Origin of the sequence: Stutzerimonas stutzeri (genome assembly GCF_038561965.1) — a bacterium.
GTDB classification, from domain to species: Bacteria; Pseudomonadota; Gammaproteobacteria; order Pseudomonadales; family Pseudomonadaceae; genus Stutzerimonas; species Stutzerimonas stutzeri_AA.
Genome location: NZ_CP139348.1, coordinates 14,560 through 31,074, shown reverse-complemented (window position 1 = coordinate 31,074; position 16,515 = coordinate 14,560). Strand labels below are relative to the sequence as shown.

The 16,515-nt window shown below is 63.9% G+C and carries 19 protein-coding genes; 12 read left to right on the top strand and 7 right to left on the bottom strand.

Annotation, left to right across the window (positions count from 1 at the left end; translation table 11 throughout):
* Window positions 1-77 precede the first annotated feature (77 nt).
* Window positions 78-389, top strand: coding sequence for a DUF883 family protein (locus SM130_RS00150; protein WP_102826933.1), 312 nt, complete (start codon window positions 78-80; stop codon window positions 387-389).
* A gap of 12 nt (window positions 390-401) precedes the next feature.
* Window positions 402-1,013, top strand: coding sequence for an NAD(P)-dependent oxidoreductase (locus tag SM130_RS00145; protein WP_102826934.1), 612 nt, complete (start codon window positions 402-404; stop codon window positions 1,011-1,013).
* Here SM130_RS00145 and aroE read toward each other — a convergent pair.
* Together aroE and hemF are read right to left on the bottom strand one after the other, a co-directional pair.
* On the bottom strand, window positions 1,010-1,822 hold the full coding sequence (aroE, locus tag SM130_RS00140) for a shikimate dehydrogenase (protein WP_102826935.1): 813 nt from the start codon (window positions 1,820-1,822) through the stop codon (window positions 1,010-1,012). The two genes, SM130_RS00145 and aroE, sit on opposite strands and share 4 nt — an antisense overlap.
* Before the next feature lie 57 nt (window positions 1,823-1,879).
* Window positions 1,880-2,797, bottom strand: a complete 918-nt coding sequence (hemF, locus tag SM130_RS00135) for an oxygen-dependent coproporphyrinogen oxidase (protein ID WP_102826936.1) — start codon at window positions 2,795-2,797, stop codon at window positions 1,880-1,882.
* Between the two features lie 152 nt (window positions 2,798-2,949).
* On the opposite strand from hemF, the gene SM130_RS00130 reads away from it, so the two are divergent.
* A complete protein-coding gene (locus SM130_RS00130; protein WP_102826937.1) occupies window positions 2,950-3,927 on the top strand; it encodes a quinone oxidoreductase family protein in 978 nt (325 codons plus the stop codon).
* A 58-nt stretch (window positions 3,928-3,985) separates the two neighbouring features.
* Here SM130_RS00130 and SM130_RS00125 read toward each other — a convergent pair whose 3' ends face one another.
* From SM130_RS00125 to SM130_RS00115, 3 genes are all read right to left on the bottom strand, one after another.
* Window positions 3,986-4,543: an L-threonylcarbamoyladenylate synthase gene (locus SM130_RS00125; protein WP_102826938.1), complete on the bottom strand. Its 558-nt coding sequence runs from the start codon at window positions 4,541-4,543 to the stop codon at window positions 3,986-3,988.
* 190 nt (window positions 4,544-4,733) lie between these two features.
* A complete protein-coding gene (dprA, locus tag SM130_RS00120; RefSeq protein WP_102826940.1) occupies window positions 4,734-5,825 on the bottom strand; it encodes a DNA-processing protein DprA in 1,092 nt (363 codons plus the stop codon).
* An 86-nt stretch (window positions 5,826-5,911) separates the two neighbouring features.
* The gene (locus tag SM130_RS00115) at window positions 5,912-6,937 is read right to left on the bottom strand and encodes a LysM peptidoglycan-binding domain-containing protein (RefSeq protein WP_102826941.1); all 1,026 of its coding nucleotides are present in this window, start codon (window positions 6,935-6,937) and stop codon (window positions 5,912-5,914) included.
* 148 nt (window positions 6,938-7,085) lie between these two features.
* Between SM130_RS00115 and def the strand changes: the two genes are divergently transcribed.
* The 9 genes from def (at window position 7,086) to SM130_RS00070 (ending at window position 15,283) form a co-directional block, all read left to right on the top strand.
* Window positions 7,086-7,592, top strand: coding sequence for a peptide deformylase (gene def / locus SM130_RS00110; protein ID WP_102826942.1), 507 nt, complete (start codon window positions 7,086-7,088; stop codon window positions 7,590-7,592).
* A 52-nt stretch (window positions 7,593-7,644) separates the two neighbouring features.
* A complete protein-coding gene (fmt, locus tag SM130_RS00105; protein ID WP_102826943.1) occupies window positions 7,645-8,589 on the top strand; it encodes a methionyl-tRNA formyltransferase in 945 nt (314 codons plus the stop codon).
* The gene (gene rsmB, locus SM130_RS00100) at window positions 8,586-9,908 is read left to right on the top strand and encodes a 16S rRNA (cytosine(967)-C(5))-methyltransferase RsmB (protein WP_102826944.1); all 1,323 of its coding nucleotides are present in this window, start codon (window positions 8,586-8,588) and stop codon (window positions 9,906-9,908) included. Before fmt ends, rsmB begins: the two co-directional genes overlap by 4 nt.
* 75 nt (window positions 9,909-9,983) lie before the next feature.
* Entirely contained in the window at window positions 9,984-11,357 is a 1,374-nt protein-coding gene (trkA, locus tag SM130_RS00095) for a Trk system potassium transporter TrkA (RefSeq protein ID WP_015275047.1), read from the top strand.
* A gap of 337 nt (window positions 11,358-11,694) precedes the next feature.
* The gene (gene ehuB / locus SM130_RS00090; RefSeq protein WP_102826945.1) at window positions 11,695-12,552 is read left to right on the top strand and encodes an ectoine/hydroxyectoine ABC transporter substrate-binding protein EhuB; all 858 of its coding nucleotides are present in this window, start codon (window positions 11,695-11,697) and stop codon (window positions 12,550-12,552) included.
* 121 nt (window positions 12,553-12,673) lie between these two features.
* Window positions 12,674-13,333 (top strand): ectoine/hydroxyectoine ABC transporter permease subunit EhuC, encoded by a 660-nt coding sequence (gene ehuC / locus SM130_RS00085; RefSeq protein ID WP_102826946.1) that lies wholly within the window; start codon window positions 12,674-12,676, stop codon window positions 13,331-13,333.
* Window positions 13,330-13,989 carry an ectoine/hydroxyectoine ABC transporter permease subunit EhuD gene (ehuD, locus tag SM130_RS00080; protein ID WP_102826947.1) on the top strand — a complete coding sequence of 220 codons (660 nt, stop codon included), beginning with the start codon at window positions 13,330-13,332 and terminating at the stop codon, window positions 13,987-13,989. Before ehuC ends, ehuD begins: the two co-directional genes overlap by 4 nt.
* Window positions 13,986-14,819: an ectoine/hydroxyectoine ABC transporter ATP-binding protein EhuA gene (ehuA, locus tag SM130_RS00075; RefSeq protein ID WP_102826948.1), complete on the top strand. Its 834-nt coding sequence runs from the start codon at window positions 13,986-13,988 to the stop codon at window positions 14,817-14,819. The genes ehuD and ehuA overlap by 4 nt, the downstream gene beginning before the upstream one ends.
* 146 nt (window positions 14,820-14,965) lie before the next feature.
* Entirely contained in the window at window positions 14,966-15,283 is a 318-nt protein-coding gene (locus SM130_RS00070) for a tetratricopeptide repeat protein (RefSeq protein WP_102826949.1), read from the top strand.
* A 23-nt stretch (window positions 15,284-15,306) separates the two neighbouring features.
* Here the strand turns inward: SM130_RS00070 and SM130_RS00065 are convergent, their stop codons facing one another.
* The gene (locus SM130_RS00065) at window positions 15,307-15,573 is read right to left on the bottom strand and encodes a PilZ domain-containing protein (RefSeq protein ID WP_102826950.1); all 267 of its coding nucleotides are present in this window, start codon (window positions 15,571-15,573) and stop codon (window positions 15,307-15,309) included.
* Window positions 15,574-15,607: 34 nt separating this feature from the next.
* A complete protein-coding gene (locus SM130_RS00060; RefSeq protein WP_102826951.1) occupies window positions 15,608-16,495 on the bottom strand; it encodes a lysophospholipid acyltransferase in 888 nt (295 codons plus the stop codon).
* Window positions 16,496-16,515 lie beyond the last annotated feature (20 nt).

The following is a 16,515-nucleotide window of genomic DNA, read 5'->3' as shown; positions in this document are numbered from 1 at the left end:
ATGGCCGTTTCTGATCGGCTGCACCTCTCGGTCTTTCCGGGGTCAAACGCTGACACTTACCGAGGGGAGGTCCCGCCATGTCCCGTTTCAGCCACAAGCCCACCACCCGCGAAGAAGTCCAACACGAGATCGAAAGCCTGATGCGCGCGCTCGACGAGCTCAAGCACGATGCCGCCCGCGATTCTCGCAAGCGCCTGGGCGCACTGCGATCGCGAGCCGAGTCGCTTTGGCAGGATCAGGATTGGGATGAGCACTATGCCGACCTGTCCAAGCGTACCCGCGAGGCCAGCCGCGCGGCGCGTGACTGCGCCAAGGAACACCCGCTGAGCACACTGGCCCTGGCCGCCGGCGCGTTTGCGGTGATTGGTTACCTGGTCACCCGTCGCTGACCGGCAAACGCCATGCTCAACGCCGAAACGCCGCGGTTGAAGTTCGCACTCTACGGTGCGCATGCCGACCTCGGCAGCGCGCTGCTGGTGGAGTTGCTCAGCCGCCAGCATGAGGCCGTCGCCTTGATCGACGATCTCAATTCGATATCGGCTCGCCCGGGCTTGCGCACCAAGCCAGGCGATCCATTCGATCCGATCAGCGTAAGCGAGAGCGTGGCGGGTATGGACGCGGTGATCTGTCTGTTCCAGACACCGCGCCTACCTGGCACCGATGCAGTCACCGGCGAGTCGCCCAAGCGAGACTTCTACCAGGCGGTGGAAGCGCTGCTGCTGGGCATGCAACGCGTCGGGGTCGAGCGTTTGCTGCTGATTGCTGACTTCCCGGCGATCAAACTGCAGCCAGAGGTCGAAGCAGCCTTGCAACGGCTGATCAAACATCCGCTGCGCTGGACACTGGTAGACGCACCGTCAGCCGGTAGCCAGTTGACCGTCGAGGCGCTAGCCGAGGCTGCCGGCAAAGGCGACGCCAATCCCTATCGGCAATTGCAGCGCATCGCCGCTGGCATCGTCGATGAACTGGAACAACCCCAGCACATCCATCAGCGCATTCACTTCAGCGGCTAGCTCAGCTGTCGACGCAGTTCGGCCAGCACCGGCGCCGTATCCGGGCGGATTCCACGCCAGAGTTCGAATGCTTCTGCCGCCTGCTCCACCAGCATGCCGAGCCCGTCACGGGTAATCGCACCCAATGCAGCCGCCCACCGACAGAATGCCGTGGGCGTTGCGGCGTACATCATGTCGTAGCAGAAGGTATGGCCTGGCTCGATCAGCGTCACGGCCAGCGGTGGCAGTTCGCCGCCGAGGCTGGCCGAGGTGCCATTGATGATCAGGTCCACCGGCGCGGTGAGGTCGGCAAAGTCGCCTGCGGACAGCGGGCCGAGTTCGGCGAATTCCCGTACCAGTTGTTCGGCCTTGCTCGTGGTGCGGTTGGCGATGGTCAGCGCGGCGGGCTGCTGCGCCAGCAAAGGTTCCAGCACGCCACGCACGGCTCCGCCGGCACCCAGTAGCAGAATGCGCTGACCGGCCAGCGTCACCCCGGCATTCAGCAGATCGCTCACCAACCCGGCGCCGTCGGTGTTATCGCCGAGCAGGCGCCCGTCATCGAGCTTCTTCAGGGTATTCACCGCACCGGCTCGGCGCGCGCGCTCGGTCAGCTGATCGGTCATCCGGTAGGCCTGTTCCTTGAACGGAACGGTGACATTGGCGCCCAGACCGTCACGGAAAAATGCCTGGGCGAACGCAGGGAAGTCGTCCAGCGGCGCCAGCAAAGGCTCATAGCTCAGCACCTGACCGGTCTGGGCGGCGAACAGGGCGTGAATCTGCGGTGACTTGCTGTGGCCGATGGGGTTGCCGAAGACGCCGTAGCGGTCCATCCAATACCTCTGCATCAATCTGTTCTGAAGGCGTTACGGGCTGCGTTGCGCGTCGATCTACGGCTGCTCGGCAAGCCAGTCGCGGTCCTGCAGGAAGTACTCGGTCAACCGCGCTTCTGGCGTACCCGGCTCGGGATGCTTGTCGTAGCCCCAGGCCACTTGCGGCGGCAGCGACATGAGGATGGACTCGGTGCGCCCACCCGATTGCAGGCCGAACAGGGTGCCGCGGTCGTAGACCAGGTTGTATTCGACGTAACGCCCGCGTCGCAGCAGCTGGAACTGCCGCTCGCGCTCACCGAACGGCGTGGCCTTGCGCCGCTGGACGATGGGCAGATAGGCGTCGAGGTAGGCGTCGCCGACCGCACGCATGAAGGCGAAGCTGGTGTCGAAGTCCCACTGGTTCAGGTCGTCGAAAAACAGCCCGCCGACACCACGGGGTTCGTGGCGGTGCTTGATATGGAAATAGCGATCACACCACTCCTTGTAGCGCGGGTAGACGTCCGCACCAAACGGCGCGCAGGCATCCCGCGCGACCCGGTGCCAGTGCACACAGTCTTCCTCGGCACCGTAGTAGGGTGTCAGGTCGAAACCACCACCGAACCACCAGACCGGTTCCTCACCTTCCTTTTCGGCGATGAAGAAGCGCACGTTGGCGTGGGAGGTCGGTACGTACGGATTGTGCGGGTGGATCACCAGCGACACGCCAAGCGCTTCGAAACCACGCCCAGCCAGCTCCGGCCGGTGTGCGCTGGCCGACGGCGGCAGGCTGTCACCGTGGACATGGGAGAAATTCACGCCACCCTTTTCGACCAGTGCGCCATTCTCGATCACCCGGGTCCTGCCGCCACCGCCGGCGGGTCGCGTCCAGGCATCCTCGGCGAAGCGCGCACCGCCATCCTCGGCCTCCAGCGCAGCGCAGATGCGGTCCTGCAGATCGAGCAGATAGGCTTTGACGGCTTCGGTCCTGTCGTTCACGAAATCACCTTGCAGAAGACCGCTCGGCAGCCATCAAGGGCGGCTGAGCGATGCTTGAAACGGGGTCGGCCGGCAAGCATAGCATTCAGCCGATTGACGAACGCAGCCCTGACGGGTTGGATAGGCGCTCTTTCAACGACCAGGAGCCAGACATGTCCCAGCGCGTCCAATTCAGCCAGCACGGCGGTCCCGAAGTGCTGGAACAGGTCGATATGCCGCTCAGCGAGCCGGCCCCAGGTGAGGTACGGGTGCGCAATCACGCCATCGGTTTGAACTTCATCGACACCTATTTCCGTGGCGGCCTGTACCAGCCGCCGAGCCTGCCATCCGGGCTGGGCACCGAGGGAGCCGGCGTGGTCGAGGCAGTAGGCGAGGGCGTGCAGAAACTGCAACCCGGCGACCGCGTCGCCTATGCAACCGGGCCGCTGGGCGCCTATGGCGAGCATCACACGTTGCCGGCACGGCATCTGGTCAAACTGCCGGATTCGATCAGCTTCGAGCAAGCCGCCGCCGCAATGCTCAAGGGCCTGACCTGCCAGTACCTGCTGCGCCAGGTCCATCCGCTGCAGGCCGGCGAGACGGTGCTGTTCCATGCCGCGGCTGGCGGCGTCGGTTCCATCGCTTGCCAGTGGGCCCACGCGCTGGGCGCGCAGCTGATCGGCGTGGTCGGCTCGGCGGACAAGGCCGCGCGTGCCAAATCGCTCGGGGCCTGGGCCACCATCGATCGCACCCGCGAAGATGTGGTGCAACGCGTGCTGGAGCTCACGGAGGGCAAAAAATGCCCGGTGGTTTACGACTCGGTGGGCAAGGACAGCTGGGAGACCTCGCTGGACTGCGTCGCCCCACGCGGCCTGCTGGTGAGTTTCGGCAACGCCTCCGGTGCGGTCACCGGGGTGAACCTGGGCGTACTGGCACAGAAGGGTTCGCTGTTCGTCACCAGGCCGATCCTCGCCGGCTACGCCGATACGCCAGAACGCCTGCAGGCGATGGCCGATGAACTGTTCGAAATGATCGGCAGCGGCAAGATCCAGGTCGAGATCGGCCAGCGCTACCCGCTCAGCGAAGCGGCCGAAGCCCAGCGCAAGCTGGCTGCAGGACAGACCACCGGATCGACCATTTTGTTGCCCTGATGGGTTTGCCGACTGCTCCGCTATGCGGACTGGAGCAGCCGTGCAGAAAAGCTGGCCGTCAGGCAGGACGAATGACGTCGCCGCTACGCAGATCACGGATGACGCTGGGGTTGCGTCGCCCACCCAACGGGCCGGTAAACACCGCGTCGAGCTGCTGTGGGAAGTATTGCTCCACCCGCAGCCGCGAACGCGCTGCGGGACGGCCCGCTGGATTGGCCGAGGTTGAAACCAGAGGCCCAGTCAGCGCGCACAAGCGCGCAACTAGCGGGTGGTCCGTGACCCGCAGCGCGACGCTGTCATGGCGCCCGGTGATCCACTCCGGCAGGCGGCCGCGGTGCGGCACCAGCCAGGTGTTCGGCCCCGGCCAAGTGCCGGCCAGGCGATCGAGCCAACGCTCGGGTAGATCATCCAGCAGGAAATCGAACTGCTCGATGGCGTCAGCAATGAGGATCAAGCCCTTCTCCACCGGCCGTTCCTTGAGCGCCAGCAGTCGCATCACCGCATCTTCATCCCACGGGTCGCAACCCAGACCCCAGACTGCTTCGGTCGGGTAGGCGATTACTCCGCCAGCACGGACCACCCGCGCCACCTGCTGCACACGCCAATCGCCGATCATGCCGACCTCTGCCTGGATGAAAAGTCGGCAGTGTACCCAAGCCATATGTCGCCGAGCAGGGGGCTGACCGGCTGATTCGCAACAGGCTGCAACAGGAAATCCTTTTTCGCATACGGGAAGTACGCAGCGGGCGAGCGGTTTTGCCGGGCGACGGTGATGAGCTCACGCTGAGCCGTAGCGATGAAGCCGCCTAGCAGGTAATGACCGACCAAAGCCCGTTATCGCAGGCGACCAGCCCATCGACTTCCAGCTCGGTCAACTGCGCCAGCACCTGCCCGAGCGGCTGGTCGAGCGCCATTGCCAATGCTTCGCTACTGCGTGACGCCGCCAGCAGCTCACGCAGCAGCGGATTATCCGTCTGCATCGGCGTTTCGCCAGCCAGCGGCTCGATGCGCTGCCAGCCACGCAGGGCTTCGAGCACATCCTCGACCGATTCCACCAGCGCCGCGCCCTGGCGGATGAGCTGATGGCAACCTCGGGCGCCGGGATGATGGATCGAACCGGGGATCGCATAGACCTCGCGGCCCTGTTCCGCGGCGAGTCGGGCAGTAATCAGCGAGCCGCTGGACGGGCTCGCCTCGACCACCAGCACGCCCAATGACAAACCGCTGATGATGCGATTGCGCCGGGGAAAGTTGCTGGCCTGCGGCGGGCAGTCCAGCGGCAGCTCGGACACCAGCGCACCGCCTTGCTCGACGATCTGCCGCGCGAGGCCTACATGGCGCTGGGGATACAACCGCTCGATCCCGGTACCGAGCACAGCGATGGTTTTGCCACCGGCATCCAGCGCGCCCTGATGCGCCGCGCCGTCGATGCCCAGCGCCAGTCCGCTGGTGATGACGAAACCGGCACCGGCCAGGCTGCGGGAAAAAGCCCAGGCGTTGTCCAGGCCGTTGCGCGAAGCACGGCGACTGCCAACCATCGCCAGCTGCGGTCGCTCAAGCAGTGACGGGTCGCCGGCTATGAACAGCAGCGGCGGCGCATCTGGCAGCTCGGCGAGCAAGGCAGGGTAGTTTGGGTCGTCCCAGCAGAGCAGGTGCCGGTCCGGCTGTTCCAGCCAGGCAAGGGCTGCACTGGCACGCTCGCGGATTTCAGCACTGCGTCGCGGTTCGGCACAAACGGCCGGCAACCCCAGCGAGCGCCAGGCACTAGCAGGGGCGCTCAGCGCCGAAGCGGCATCGGGAAAGGCACTAACCAGCTTGCGCAGACGGCGCGGGCCGAGTTCGGGCAGCAGATGAAGACGCAGCCGGGCTTCGAGCTCGGCAGGGGAAATGGCAGGCATGGGCGAGCGCTCCTTGTCTCGTGGCACCGCATCCTTGCGGTGTTATCACAGCATGAAAAAGCCCCGCGTTCGCGGGGCTCTCGTGCTCAGGGGTTACGGACCTTGTCCTTCACCGCCAGCGAGCGAGTCGCCTGCAGTACCAGGCCATAACTGAGCTTGTCGTAGGTACGGAACACCATCAGCAGACCGGAGCGCTCGTCCGGGATCTTCACGTTCTCGCCAGTCACACGGTCGCGCACGGTTTCGCCGGTCTTGTAGACCGCCAGCACGTTGCCATCCTTCAGGCCGTCGCGGGCGCCCTTGTTCAGCGTGACCACGTCGAACTGGCCGATCTGGGTTACGCCACGCGGTACGTCGAGGATCACGCCTTCGACATCGGTAGCTGGCGCGCTGGGCATGAAGGTGGAGTTGATCGCACGCTCTTCGCCCGGGAACAGGCGATCACCGATGCGCGCTTCCTGGGTGGTGCGGGTCAGCTGCATGGTGGCGATGTCGCCTTCGACTTCGACGATCTCGACGGTGCCGACGTCGTCGGCGTTGATGCCGAGGAACTCGCCGCTGTCCGGATCGACGTAGGTTTTGCCCTGGCGGAAGATGCCATAAGCCGGCATGTTGGCCTCGAAACTGCCGCGGCCGTAGATGCGATCACCTGCGCCGCTGATCACCCGCTCGGCATTGCCGGCAACGATATAGGGCGCACCCTGAAACTCTTCGGCGGTGTCGACGATGCGGTTGCTCAGCAGGAAGCTGTTGATCGCCTCCAGCGGAATGGTCGGGATGGCTTCGGCCATCGGTGTGGTGCGTACGGTCGGCGACAGCTTGATGGTGCCGCGCGAGGCACCGCGGTCGAGCACCAGACGCGGCTGGCCATCGACATAGACCAGGCTCAGGGTGTCGCCGGGATAGATCAGATGGGGATTGGATATCTGAGGATTGGCATGCCACAGCTCCGGCCATTTCCAAGGCTCGCGCAGAAAGCGGCCGGAAATGCCCCAGAGTGTGTCGCCCTTCACCACGGTATACCGCTCCGGGTGATTGTCCTTGAGCTGCACCGCGGCCTGGGCGAGCCCGCCGACCGCCACCAGCAGCAGGGCGAGTAGTGATTTCCTCATGTGGTGAATCCCTTTATTATGTGCCTTCACGTAAAGCGCCCTAGCGCCGCGGAACCCTTTTGGATCGCGGCATTAAGCCGTTTTCCATGCTGCTCGGCATCTTAGCAGCGGCTTTTGATTTTATTCCATAAGTGCATCACAAACGCATATGGCCATTCTGAACATCCTTGAATTTCCCGATCCACGGCTGCGTACCATCGCTAAACCGGTGGATGTGGTCGATGACGATATTCGTCAGCTGATCGATGACATGTTCGAGACCATGTACGAGGCTCCTGGCATCGGCCTGGCCGCGACGCAGGTCAATGTGCACAAGCGCGTGGTCGTGATGGACCTGTCCGAAGACAGGTCCGAGCCGCGGGTTTTCATCAACCCCGAATTCGAATCGCTGACCGACGAGATGGACCAGTACCAGGAAGGTTGCCTGTCAGTACCGGGCTTTTACGAAAACGTCGATCGCCCGCAGAAAGTGCGAATCAAGGCGCTGGACCGTGACGGCAAGCCTTACGAGATGGTCGCCGAAGGCCTGCTCGCAGTATGCATCCAGCACGAATGCGATCACCTCAACGGCAAGCTGTTCGTCGATTATATCTCCAGCCTCAAGCGCGACCGGATCAAGAAGAAGCTGGAAAAAATCCACCGCCAGCAGGCTTGATTCCCGAACCTCAAAGGCTTGCTACGGCAAGCCTTTTTCTTAGCGAGTCCCCATGACCCAGCCCTTGCGCATCGTTTTCGCCGGCACTCCGGATTTCGCCGCCCAGCATCTGCAGGCCCTGCTCGATGCGGGCAAATCGGTGGTCGCCGTCTACACCCAGCCGGATCGCCCGGCCGGTCGCGGGCAGAAGCTGATGCCCAGCCCGGTCAAGCAACTCGCCATGCAGCACGGCATTCCCGTGCTTCAGCCGCAGACCCTGCGCGATCCGGCCGCACAGGCGGAACTGGCAGACCTTCAGGCAGACCTGATGGTGGTGGTCGCCTATGGCCTGATCCTGCCGCAGGCGGTGCTCGACATGCCGCGCCTGGGTTGCATCAACAGCCACGCCTCGCTGCTGCCACGCTGGCGCGGCGCCGCACCGATCCAGCGTGCGATCGAGGCCGGCGACAGCGAGTCCGGCGTCACCGTGATGCAGATGGAGGCGGGCCTCGACACCGGGCCGATGCTGCTCAAGGTCCATACGCCAATATCCGCCGAGGACACCGGCGGCACTCTGCACGACCGTCTCGCCGAGCTCGGCTCGCAGGCGGTGGTGCAGGCCGTCGACGCACTGGCTGCCAGTTCGCTGGTGCCCGAGGCCCAGGACGACAGCCTGGCCACCTATGCGCACAAGCTGAGCAAGGACGAGGCGCGCGTCGACTGGACCCGCCCAGCCGTCGAGCTGGAGCGGCTTATCCGTGCTTTCAACCCATGGCCGATCTGCCACAGCACACTCGCTGGCGAGGCGTTGAAGATCCATGCCGCGCGCCTGGGCGAAGGACAGGGCGAGCCGGGCCGAATCCTCGAAGCGAACAAGGACGGGCTGACCGTAGCTTGTGGCGAAGGCGCTCTGTCGCTGACTCGTCTGCAGCTGCCCGGAGGCAAGCCGCTTGGCTTCGGTGATCTGTACAACAGTCGCCGCGAGCAGTTCGCGCCCGGCCTGGTACTTGGTCAATGAACCCGCGCCTGGCCGCCGCCCGTGCGCTGAGTGTCGTGCTCTCGGGCAAGGCTTCGTTGGGCAGCAGCCTGCCCGAAGTGCTGGGCAAAGTGGACGCTCGCGACCGCGGTCTGACCCAAGACCTGGCCTTCGGCGCTGCACGCTGGCAGCCGCGCCTGGCCGGCCTGGCTGACAAGCTGTTGCAGAAGCCCTTCAAAGCAGCCGATCGCGATGTCGAAGCCCTTTTGCTGGTGGGTCTGTATCAGCTGTTCTACACCCGCGTTCCGGCCCACGCGGCCATCGGCGAAACCGTCGGTTGCGTCGACAAGCTGAAGAAGCCCTGGGCCAAGGGGCTGCTCAACGCCGTGCTGCGGCGCGCCCAGCGCGAAGGTGAAGCCCTGCTGGCCGAACTCGAACACGACCCGGTGATCCGCCTCGCCCATCCGCGCTGGCTGCAAAAGGCGCTCAAGGCGCACTGGCCGGAGCATTGGGAGGCCATCTGCGCGGCGAACAACGCGCATCCGCCGATGATGCTGCGGGTCAATCGGCGCCAGATCAGCCGTGACGGATACCTCGCCGAGCTGCAGAGCGCCGGTATCGAAGCCCATCCCTGCGAGTTCGGCGAGGACGGCATTCGCCTGGCCGCGCCGTGCGATGTACACCAGCTGCCGGGCTTTGCCGAAGGGCGTGTCAGCGTGCAGGACGAGGCCGCGCAGCTGGCCGCCTCGTTGCTCGACTTGGCGCCGGGTCAGCGCGTGCTGGACGCCTGCTGCGCGCCGGGGGGCAAGACCTGTCATCTGCTCGAACGCGAGCCGCAGCTGGCCGAGCTGATCGCGCTGGATCTGGAGCCCAAGCGTTTATTGCGGGTACGTGAGAACCTCGATCGCCTGCATTTGCAGGCCGAGCTGGTTGCCGCCGATGCCCGTGCCACAGAGCAATGGTGGGATGGCAAGCCATTCCAGCGCATCCTGCTCGACGCGCCCTGCTCGGCCACCGGCGTGATCCGTCGGCATCCGGACATCAAGCTGACCCGCCAGGTCGACGACATCGCGCCCCTTGCCGTGCTGCAGGGTGAGATGCTCGACGCACTGTGGCCGACGCTAGAAGTTGGCGGCGTCCTGCTCTATGCCACCTGTTCGGTGCTGCCGACCGAGAATCGCGAGGTGATTGGTGCCTTCCTCAATCGCACGCCGGGCGCACGGGAGCTGGATCTGCCCGGCAGCTTCGGCCTCCAGCAACCGCACGGGCGCCAGTTGCTGCCGCAGGAGAACGGCCACGACGGCTTCTACTATGCCAAGCTGATCAAGATCGCCGCACAGCCGCGTGGTCACAATGCCTAAGCCGAACCCCCAGCACTGCGTGCGCGGGCCCAACATGGAAGCGGCGGCTGTCATCCGCCTCTCAGGAGTGATCGCGTGAAGATCATCATTCTCGGTGCCGGGCAGGTCGGTGGCACCCTGGCCGAACACCTCGCCAGCGAAGCCAACGACATCACCGTGGTAGACACCGACGGCGAGCGCCTGCGCGACCTCGGCGATCGCCTGGACATTCGCACCATCCAGGGCCGCGGCTCATTTCCCACCGTGCTGCGCCAGGCCGGCGCCGACGACGCCGACATGCTGGTGGCGGTGACCAACAGCGACGAAACCAACATGGTCGCCTGCCAGGTCGCCTACACGCTGTTCCATACACCGACCAAGATCGCCCGCGTGCGTGAATCGGCGTATCTGGTCCACTCAGGCCTGTTCAACAACGAAGCGATCCCGGTGGACGTGCTGATCAGCCCCGAGCAGGTGGTCACCAACTACATCAAGCGCCTGATCGAGCACCCCGGTTCACTGCAGGTGATCGACTTTGCTGGCGGCAAGGCCCAGCTGGTCGCGGTGCGTGCCTATTACGGCGGGCCACTGGTCGGCCAGGAACTGCGCCAGCTGCGCCGCCACATGCCCAACGTGGATACCCGCGTCGCGGCCATATTCCGCCGCAACCACGCGATCCTGCCCCAAGGCGACACGGTGATCGAGGCCGATGACGAGGTGTTCTTCATCGCCGCCAAAGGCCATATCCGTGCCGTGATGAGCGAGATGCGCCGCCTCGACGAGAACTACAAGCGCATCGTCATCGCCGGCGGCGGCCATATCGGCGAGCGGCTGGCCGAGGCGATCGAGAGCCGCTATCAGGTCAAGATCATCGAGATGAACCCGGCGCGTTGCCGCTACCTCTCCGATACTCTGGACAGCACCATCATCCTCCAGGGCAGTGCCTCGGACCGCGACCTGCTGGTCGAGGAGAACATCAACGAAGCGGACGTTTTCCTCGCGCTGACCAACGACGACGAGGCCAACATCATGTCCTCGCTGCTGGCCAAGCGACTGGGCGCGCGCAAGGTGATGTGCATCATCAACAACCCGGCTTATGTCGACCTGGTCCAGGGCGGCGAGATCGACATCGCCATCAGCCCGCAGCTGGCGACCATCGGCACGCTGCTGACCCACGTCCGCCGTGGCGACATCGTCAGCGCCCACTCGCTGCGCCGAGGTGCGGCCGAAGCCATCGAGGTGATCGCCCACGGCGACCCGCGTTCGAGCAAGGTCGTCGGACGCGCCATCGAGCAGATCGCCTTGCCGCCGGGAACCACCATCGGCGCGGTGATCCGTGATGATCAGGTGCTGATTGCCCATGACGATACGCGTATCGAATCGGGCGACCACGTCATCCTGTTCCTGGTCGACAAGAAACACATTCGCGACGTGGAGCGCCTGTTTCAGGCCGGGCTGACCTTCTTTTAATCCCTCTGTACTGCCGAATAAACGACCCGCCAACTGGCGGGTCGTTTTGTTTTATCAATCAGGAAACCCTTGCGTCCGCTTCCTCGCGTTTTTTCACCATCTCCTCCGATTGCATCCATTCGTCTCCAATGCCCTCCGATTTCCATTTTATGGCCAGCTTTTGTACTCTCCAGGCTTGACGCAGACTTTACCGGTCGATTGAACGAAACTATCGTCAATCGGTTTGACGGCACCATGTCGCGCCAAAAGCGCTTTTAACCTGAGCATGAGCAATGCCCCTCCTAGACAAATAACGATCCGATTCCTCGGGTCTCTACAAGGAACAGGAGAAACTCCCATGAGGAACAGCACCATCCCGACACGCTCTCGCCGGCTGTTGACCGGCTGCGCCGCCCTGGCCAGCATCGGTTTCGCCAGCATCACCCAGGCCGATACCCTGGAAGAGATCAAGAACAACAGCAGCGTCCGCATCGGCTATGCCAACGAAACGCCGTTCGCCTACACCGCCCTCGACGGCAGCGTCACCGGCGAATCGCCGGAGATCGTGCGCAAGGTCTTCGAGCGCATGGAGATCGACACCATCAAGCCGGTGCTGACCGAGTGGGGCTCGCTGATTCCCGGATTGCGCGCCGGTCGCTTCGATCTGATCGCCGCCGGCATGTACATCACCCCCGAGCGCTGCAAGCAGGTGCTGTTCACCGATCCGCACTACCGCCTGCTCGACACCCTGCTGGTGGCCGAGGGCAACCCGAAGAATCTGCGCAGCTACGAGGACATCGCCGGCAACCCCGAGGTGAAGATCGCCATCATGTCCGGCACGGTCAACCTCGGTTACGCACGCAAGGCTGGCATCAAGGATTCACAGATCCTTCAGGTCCCGGATACCACCTCACAATTGCAGGCGGTGCGCAGCGGTCGCGCCGATGCGGCCATCGGTACCCAGCTGACCATGCGTGGGTTGGCGGAAAAGGCCGGCAACGATGTCGAGGCCATTGCCGACTTCAAGGACGACCCGGCCCGCGCCGGCTATGGCGCGCTTGCCTTCCGTCCGCAGGACGAAGCGCTGCGTGATGCGGTCAATGCCGAGCTCAAACAATGGCTGGGCAGTGAGGAGCACCTGAAGACCATCGAGCCGTTCGGCTTCGATCGCTCCAACATCACCGACAAGACTGCCGCCGAACTCTGCGGCGCCTGAAAGCCCGTCGGGCGGCTGGTCGGCGCGGCCGACCCGCTGTCCCGCCTGTGAACGCTGACCAAGGCTTCGTAGCCCGCTGCGCAGCCTCGGTCAGCGCTCCGGAAAACCGGATAGCGCCATCATGATCGAACTGCTTCCACTCCTGCTGCAGGGCGCCTGGGTCACCGTCAAGGTGACCTTCTTCGGCTCCCTGCTGGCGATCGCCTGCGCGCTGATCGCCGCCCTGGCGCGGCTCTCGCCACTGACGCCGTTGCGCTGGCTGGCCATCACCTATATCGAAGTGTTCCGCGGCTCGTCGCTGCTGGTGCAGCTGTTCTGGCTGTATTTCGTGCTGCCGATGCCGCCGTTCAATATCGAAATGAGCGCCTTCGCCGTGGCCGTGGTCGGCCTGGGCCTGAACATCGGCGCCTATGGGGCCGAGGTGCTGCGCGGCGCGATCCGCTCGGTGCATCAGGGCCAGCATGAGGCCTGCCAGGCACTGAACATGACGGCAGCCACCCGCATGCGCCGAATCATCCTGCCGCAGGCATTGCTGGCGGCCATTCCACCGGGCACCAATCTGCTGATCGAGTTGCTCAAGAACACTTCGCTGGTTTCGCTGATCACGCTGTCGGATCTGGCCTTCCGCGCCCGCCAGCTGGATCAGGCGACGCTGATGACCATGGAGATCTTTGGCCTGGCATTGGTCATCTATTTCGTTCTGGCCCAGGCGATCAACTTCGGCATGCGCCAGCTGGAACGACGTCTGGCCCGCGGACGAATGCGCGGAGGCCTGTCATGAATTTCTTCGACTGGCAGTTCGCTCGTGAAATCCTGCCACGCCTGCTGGATGCCTCGCTGACCACCATCGGCATCGCCCTGGCGGGTTTCGCCATCGCCGTGGTGCTCGGGTTGTTTCTCGCCATCGGCCGCCGCAGCCGCTTACGCTGGCTGTCCTGGCCGATCACCGGCCTGATCGAGTTCATTCGCAGCACGCCGCTGCTGATTCAGGTGTACTTCCTCTTCTACGTATTCCCCAACTACGGGCTCAACCTTAGTGCCATGCAGGCCGGCATCATCGGTATCGCCCTGCATTACGCCTGCTACACCGCCGAGGTCTACCGCGCCGGTTTGGATGCGGTGCCACGTTCACAATGGGAAGCCGTCACCGCACTGAACATGAAACCCTGGACCGCCTATCGCGACGTGATCCTGCCGCAGGCCCTGCGCCCGGTGCTGCCAGCGCTGGGCAACTACCTGATCTCGATCCTCAAGGACACGCCCGTTCTCTCGGCGATCACCGTGGTGGAGATCATGCAACGGGCCAAGAACATCGGCTCCGAAAGCTTCCGCTATCTCGAGCCGATCACCATGGTCGGTATCTTCTTCCTCATTCTCAGCCTCGGCCTCGCCTGGTGCGTGCGTCGCCTGGAAAACCGCATGGAGCTGGCCCGATGAATACCTCGATGCACCCTGCAGCAACCCTCAACCCGGCAGCCGAGTCAGCGCCAGTACAGCCAATGGTACGTTTTGCCGGCGTGACCAAGCGCTACGGCGAACTGACCGTACTCGAAGGACTGGACCTCGATGTGCACGAAGGCGAGAAGGTGGCGATCATCGGTCCCAGCGGTTCGGGAAAGTCGACGCTGCTTCGGGTGCTGATGACACTGGAGGGTATCGACGAAGGTGTGATCGAGGTCGAGGGCGAGCCGCTGACGCACATGCCAGGAAACAACGGGCAACTGGTGCCAGCCAATTCCCGCCATTTGCGACGAGTACGCGGCAAGGTCGGCATGGTGTTCCAGAGCTTCAACCTGTTTCCACACATGAATGCCTTGCAGAACGTCATGGAAGCGCCGGTGCAGGTGCTCGGCCTGAGCAAGGCCGAAGCGCGCGAACGCGCCGAAGAGTTGCTCGCCATGGTCGGCCTGGAGGACAAGCTCGAACACTTTCCGGCCCAGCTCTCCGGTGGCCAGCAGCAACGCGTAGCGATTGCCCGCGCGCTCGCCATGCGGCCCAAGGTGATGCTCTTCGACGAAGTGACCTCGGCGCTCGACCCCGAGCTCTGCGGCGAGGTGCTGAACGTGATCCGCCGCCTCGGTGAGGCGTACAACCTGACCATGCTGATGGTCACCCATCAGATGGGTTTCGCCCGGGAGTTCGCCGATCGGGTGTGCTTCTTTCATCAGGGCCGCATTCATGAACAGGGCAGCCCGAACGAGTTGTTCAACAACCCGCAGGAGGAGCGCACCCGTGAGTTTCTCAGTGCGGTCAACGAGGCCCACTGAACCGCCACACGGCTGTCACGCGCTGCCCGCAAGATACGGGCGCAACAGCTAAGACCAATGGCGTATGCTGGCAGCCTTGCCCGGCGAGCGCTGTGCACTACAGTGACAAAACCTCCTTGGGCGCCGCGCAGCAAAAAGGTTTAAAAATGCTCGAATCGCTGGAAAAGATGCTTTCGCAAGGCATGGACAATCCGATGCTGCGTTTCGGGCTCGGCAAGGGTTATATGGATGCCGGTCAGCCGGGCAGGGCAGCGGAGCATCTGCGTCGCTGTGTCGAGCTTGATCCGAAATATTCAGCTGCCTGGAAACTGCTGGGCAAAGCGCTACAGGCCGACGGCGACAAGCCGGGCGCCCATCAGGCCTGGGAGCGTGGCATTGCCGCAGCGCACACGCAGGGCGACAAACAGGCGGAAAAGGAAATGACCGTGTTCCTGCGCCGGCTCGACCGGCTGACGCCTGACTGAAGCGACACTGCGCGCCGAAGAACTCAGTCTTCGCGCACGAACTGCAGGCCAACCCCTTCGGCATCCACACGCATCACCACCATCCGCAGTTCCGGGGCAGGAATGGGCAGGTCCTGGACTTGGCCGGTCACCTCGTCCCCCGGGTGCAGCACCACCAGCTCCGGATGTCTCACATAGACGCCGCCGTCCGACAGATCCCGGGTATGGGCGAAGACCTCGCCGAAGGCCGAATGCGCGATGCGGATGCGGCACTTCATATTGGTACGCGGATGCTGACGCTGGTTGTTCATTGAATTCGTCCTTGTCGTTATTGTTCGGGCCTAGTCAGTACCAGCGCTTCTCACCGGCGGGGCGTTTCTTGAAGCGCTTCATGGTCCACATGTATTGGCTGGGATAGGCGCGAACGTACTTCTCGATCATCGCGCTCATCGCTGCCACACCAGTTTCGGCGTCCTCGCTGTACATGCCTTCGGGCGCGGCCTCGAGCACCACCTTGTAGCCTGATCCACCCTCAAGGCGCACCGCGTGGAGAAACACGCCAACCGCTTTGCCGCCTGCCAGCATGCCCGGCACGAACTTGCTGGTCAGCGCCTGCGTGGCGAAAAACGGCACGAATATACCGCTGCCTTCGCTCGGCTCAGGGTCGGCCGGAATGCCAACCGCGCCGCCACGGCGGACTTCCTTGATAACGCTGAGAATGCCTTCGCGGGTCGACGGTGCCACCCGGTTGCCCAGTTGCACGCGCTGTTTCTGCAACAGCTCATCCACCGCCTTCAGCTTTGGCGGACGATAGAAGATGATCGGCTTGCACTGGTCGCAATAGAAATGATTCAGGACCTCCCAGTTACCGAGATGGCTGGTGATGCCGACCACGCCTTTGCCGGACGCCAGCGCCGCCTGTAGCACTTCAAGGCCTTCGACCTGCCGGACCAGGCCCAGAGTCTTCTCCGCCGGCCAGATCCAGGCGCAGGCGCTTTCGGTGAAGGTCATGCCGGTCTCGCGCAGTGTGCGGCCGAGCAGCGCTTCGAGCTCCGCGCCGCTCAGCTCGGGAAAGCATTTTTGCAGATTGATCCGCGCCACTTCACGCGAACGGTTCGGCAGCTTCCACATCAGCCAGCCGATCATCGCGCCCAGGCCCTGGACCATGCGCCAGGGCAGTCGAGCGAAGAGTCGCAGGGAGCCGACCACCAGGGCACCTTTGAGCTTTTCCACACTGAACTCCGAAATTTTCA

Coding starts and splice junctions, on each gene's coding strand:
- ehuB (WP_102826945.1), top strand. CDS start 11,695: ATGAGGAACAGCACCATCCCGACACGCTCTCGCCGGCTGTTGACCGGC.
- ehuC (WP_102826946.1), top strand. CDS start 12,674: ATGATCGAACTGCTTCCACTCCTGCTGCAGGGCGCCTGGGTCACCGTC.
- fmt (WP_102826943.1), top strand. CDS start 7,645: ATGACCCAGCCCTTGCGCATCGTTTTCGCCGGCACTCCGGATTTCGCC.
- SM130_RS00150 (WP_102826933.1), top strand. CDS start 78: ATGTCCCGTTTCAGCCACAAGCCCACCACCCGCGAAGAAGTCCAACAC.
- ehuA (WP_102826948.1), top strand. CDS start 13,986: ATGAATACCTCGATGCACCCTGCAGCAACCCTCAACCCGGCAGCCGAG.
- SM130_RS00115 (WP_102826941.1), bottom strand. CDS start 6,937: ATGAGGAAATCACTACTCGCCCTGCTGCTGGTGGCGGTCGGCGGGCTC.
- SM130_RS00130 (WP_102826937.1), top strand. CDS start 2,950: ATGTCCCAGCGCGTCCAATTCAGCCAGCACGGCGGTCCCGAAGTGCTG.
- dprA (WP_102826940.1), bottom strand. CDS start 5,825: ATGCCTGCCATTTCCCCTGCCGAGCTCGAAGCCCGGCTGCGTCTTCAT.
- ehuD (WP_102826947.1), top strand. CDS start 13,330: ATGAATTTCTTCGACTGGCAGTTCGCTCGTGAAATCCTGCCACGCCTG.
- def (WP_102826942.1), top strand. CDS start 7,086: ATGGCCATTCTGAACATCCTTGAATTTCCCGATCCACGGCTGCGTACC.
- SM130_RS00145 (WP_102826934.1), top strand. CDS start 402: ATGCTCAACGCCGAAACGCCGCGGTTGAAGTTCGCACTCTACGGTGCG.
- rsmB (WP_102826944.1), top strand. CDS start 8,586: ATGAACCCGCGCCTGGCCGCCGCCCGTGCGCTGAGTGTCGTGCTCTCG.
- aroE (WP_102826935.1), bottom strand. CDS start 1,822: ATGGACCGCTACGGCGTCTTCGGCAACCCCATCGGCCACAGCAAGTCA.
- SM130_RS00070 (WP_102826949.1), top strand. CDS start 14,966: ATGCTCGAATCGCTGGAAAAGATGCTTTCGCAAGGCATGGACAATCCG.
- SM130_RS00065 (WP_102826950.1), bottom strand. CDS start 15,573: ATGAACAACCAGCGTCAGCATCCGCGTACCAATATGAAGTGCCGCATC.
- SM130_RS00125 (WP_102826938.1), bottom strand. CDS start 4,543: ATGATCGGCGATTGGCGTGTGCAGCAGGTGGCGCGGGTGGTCCGTGCT.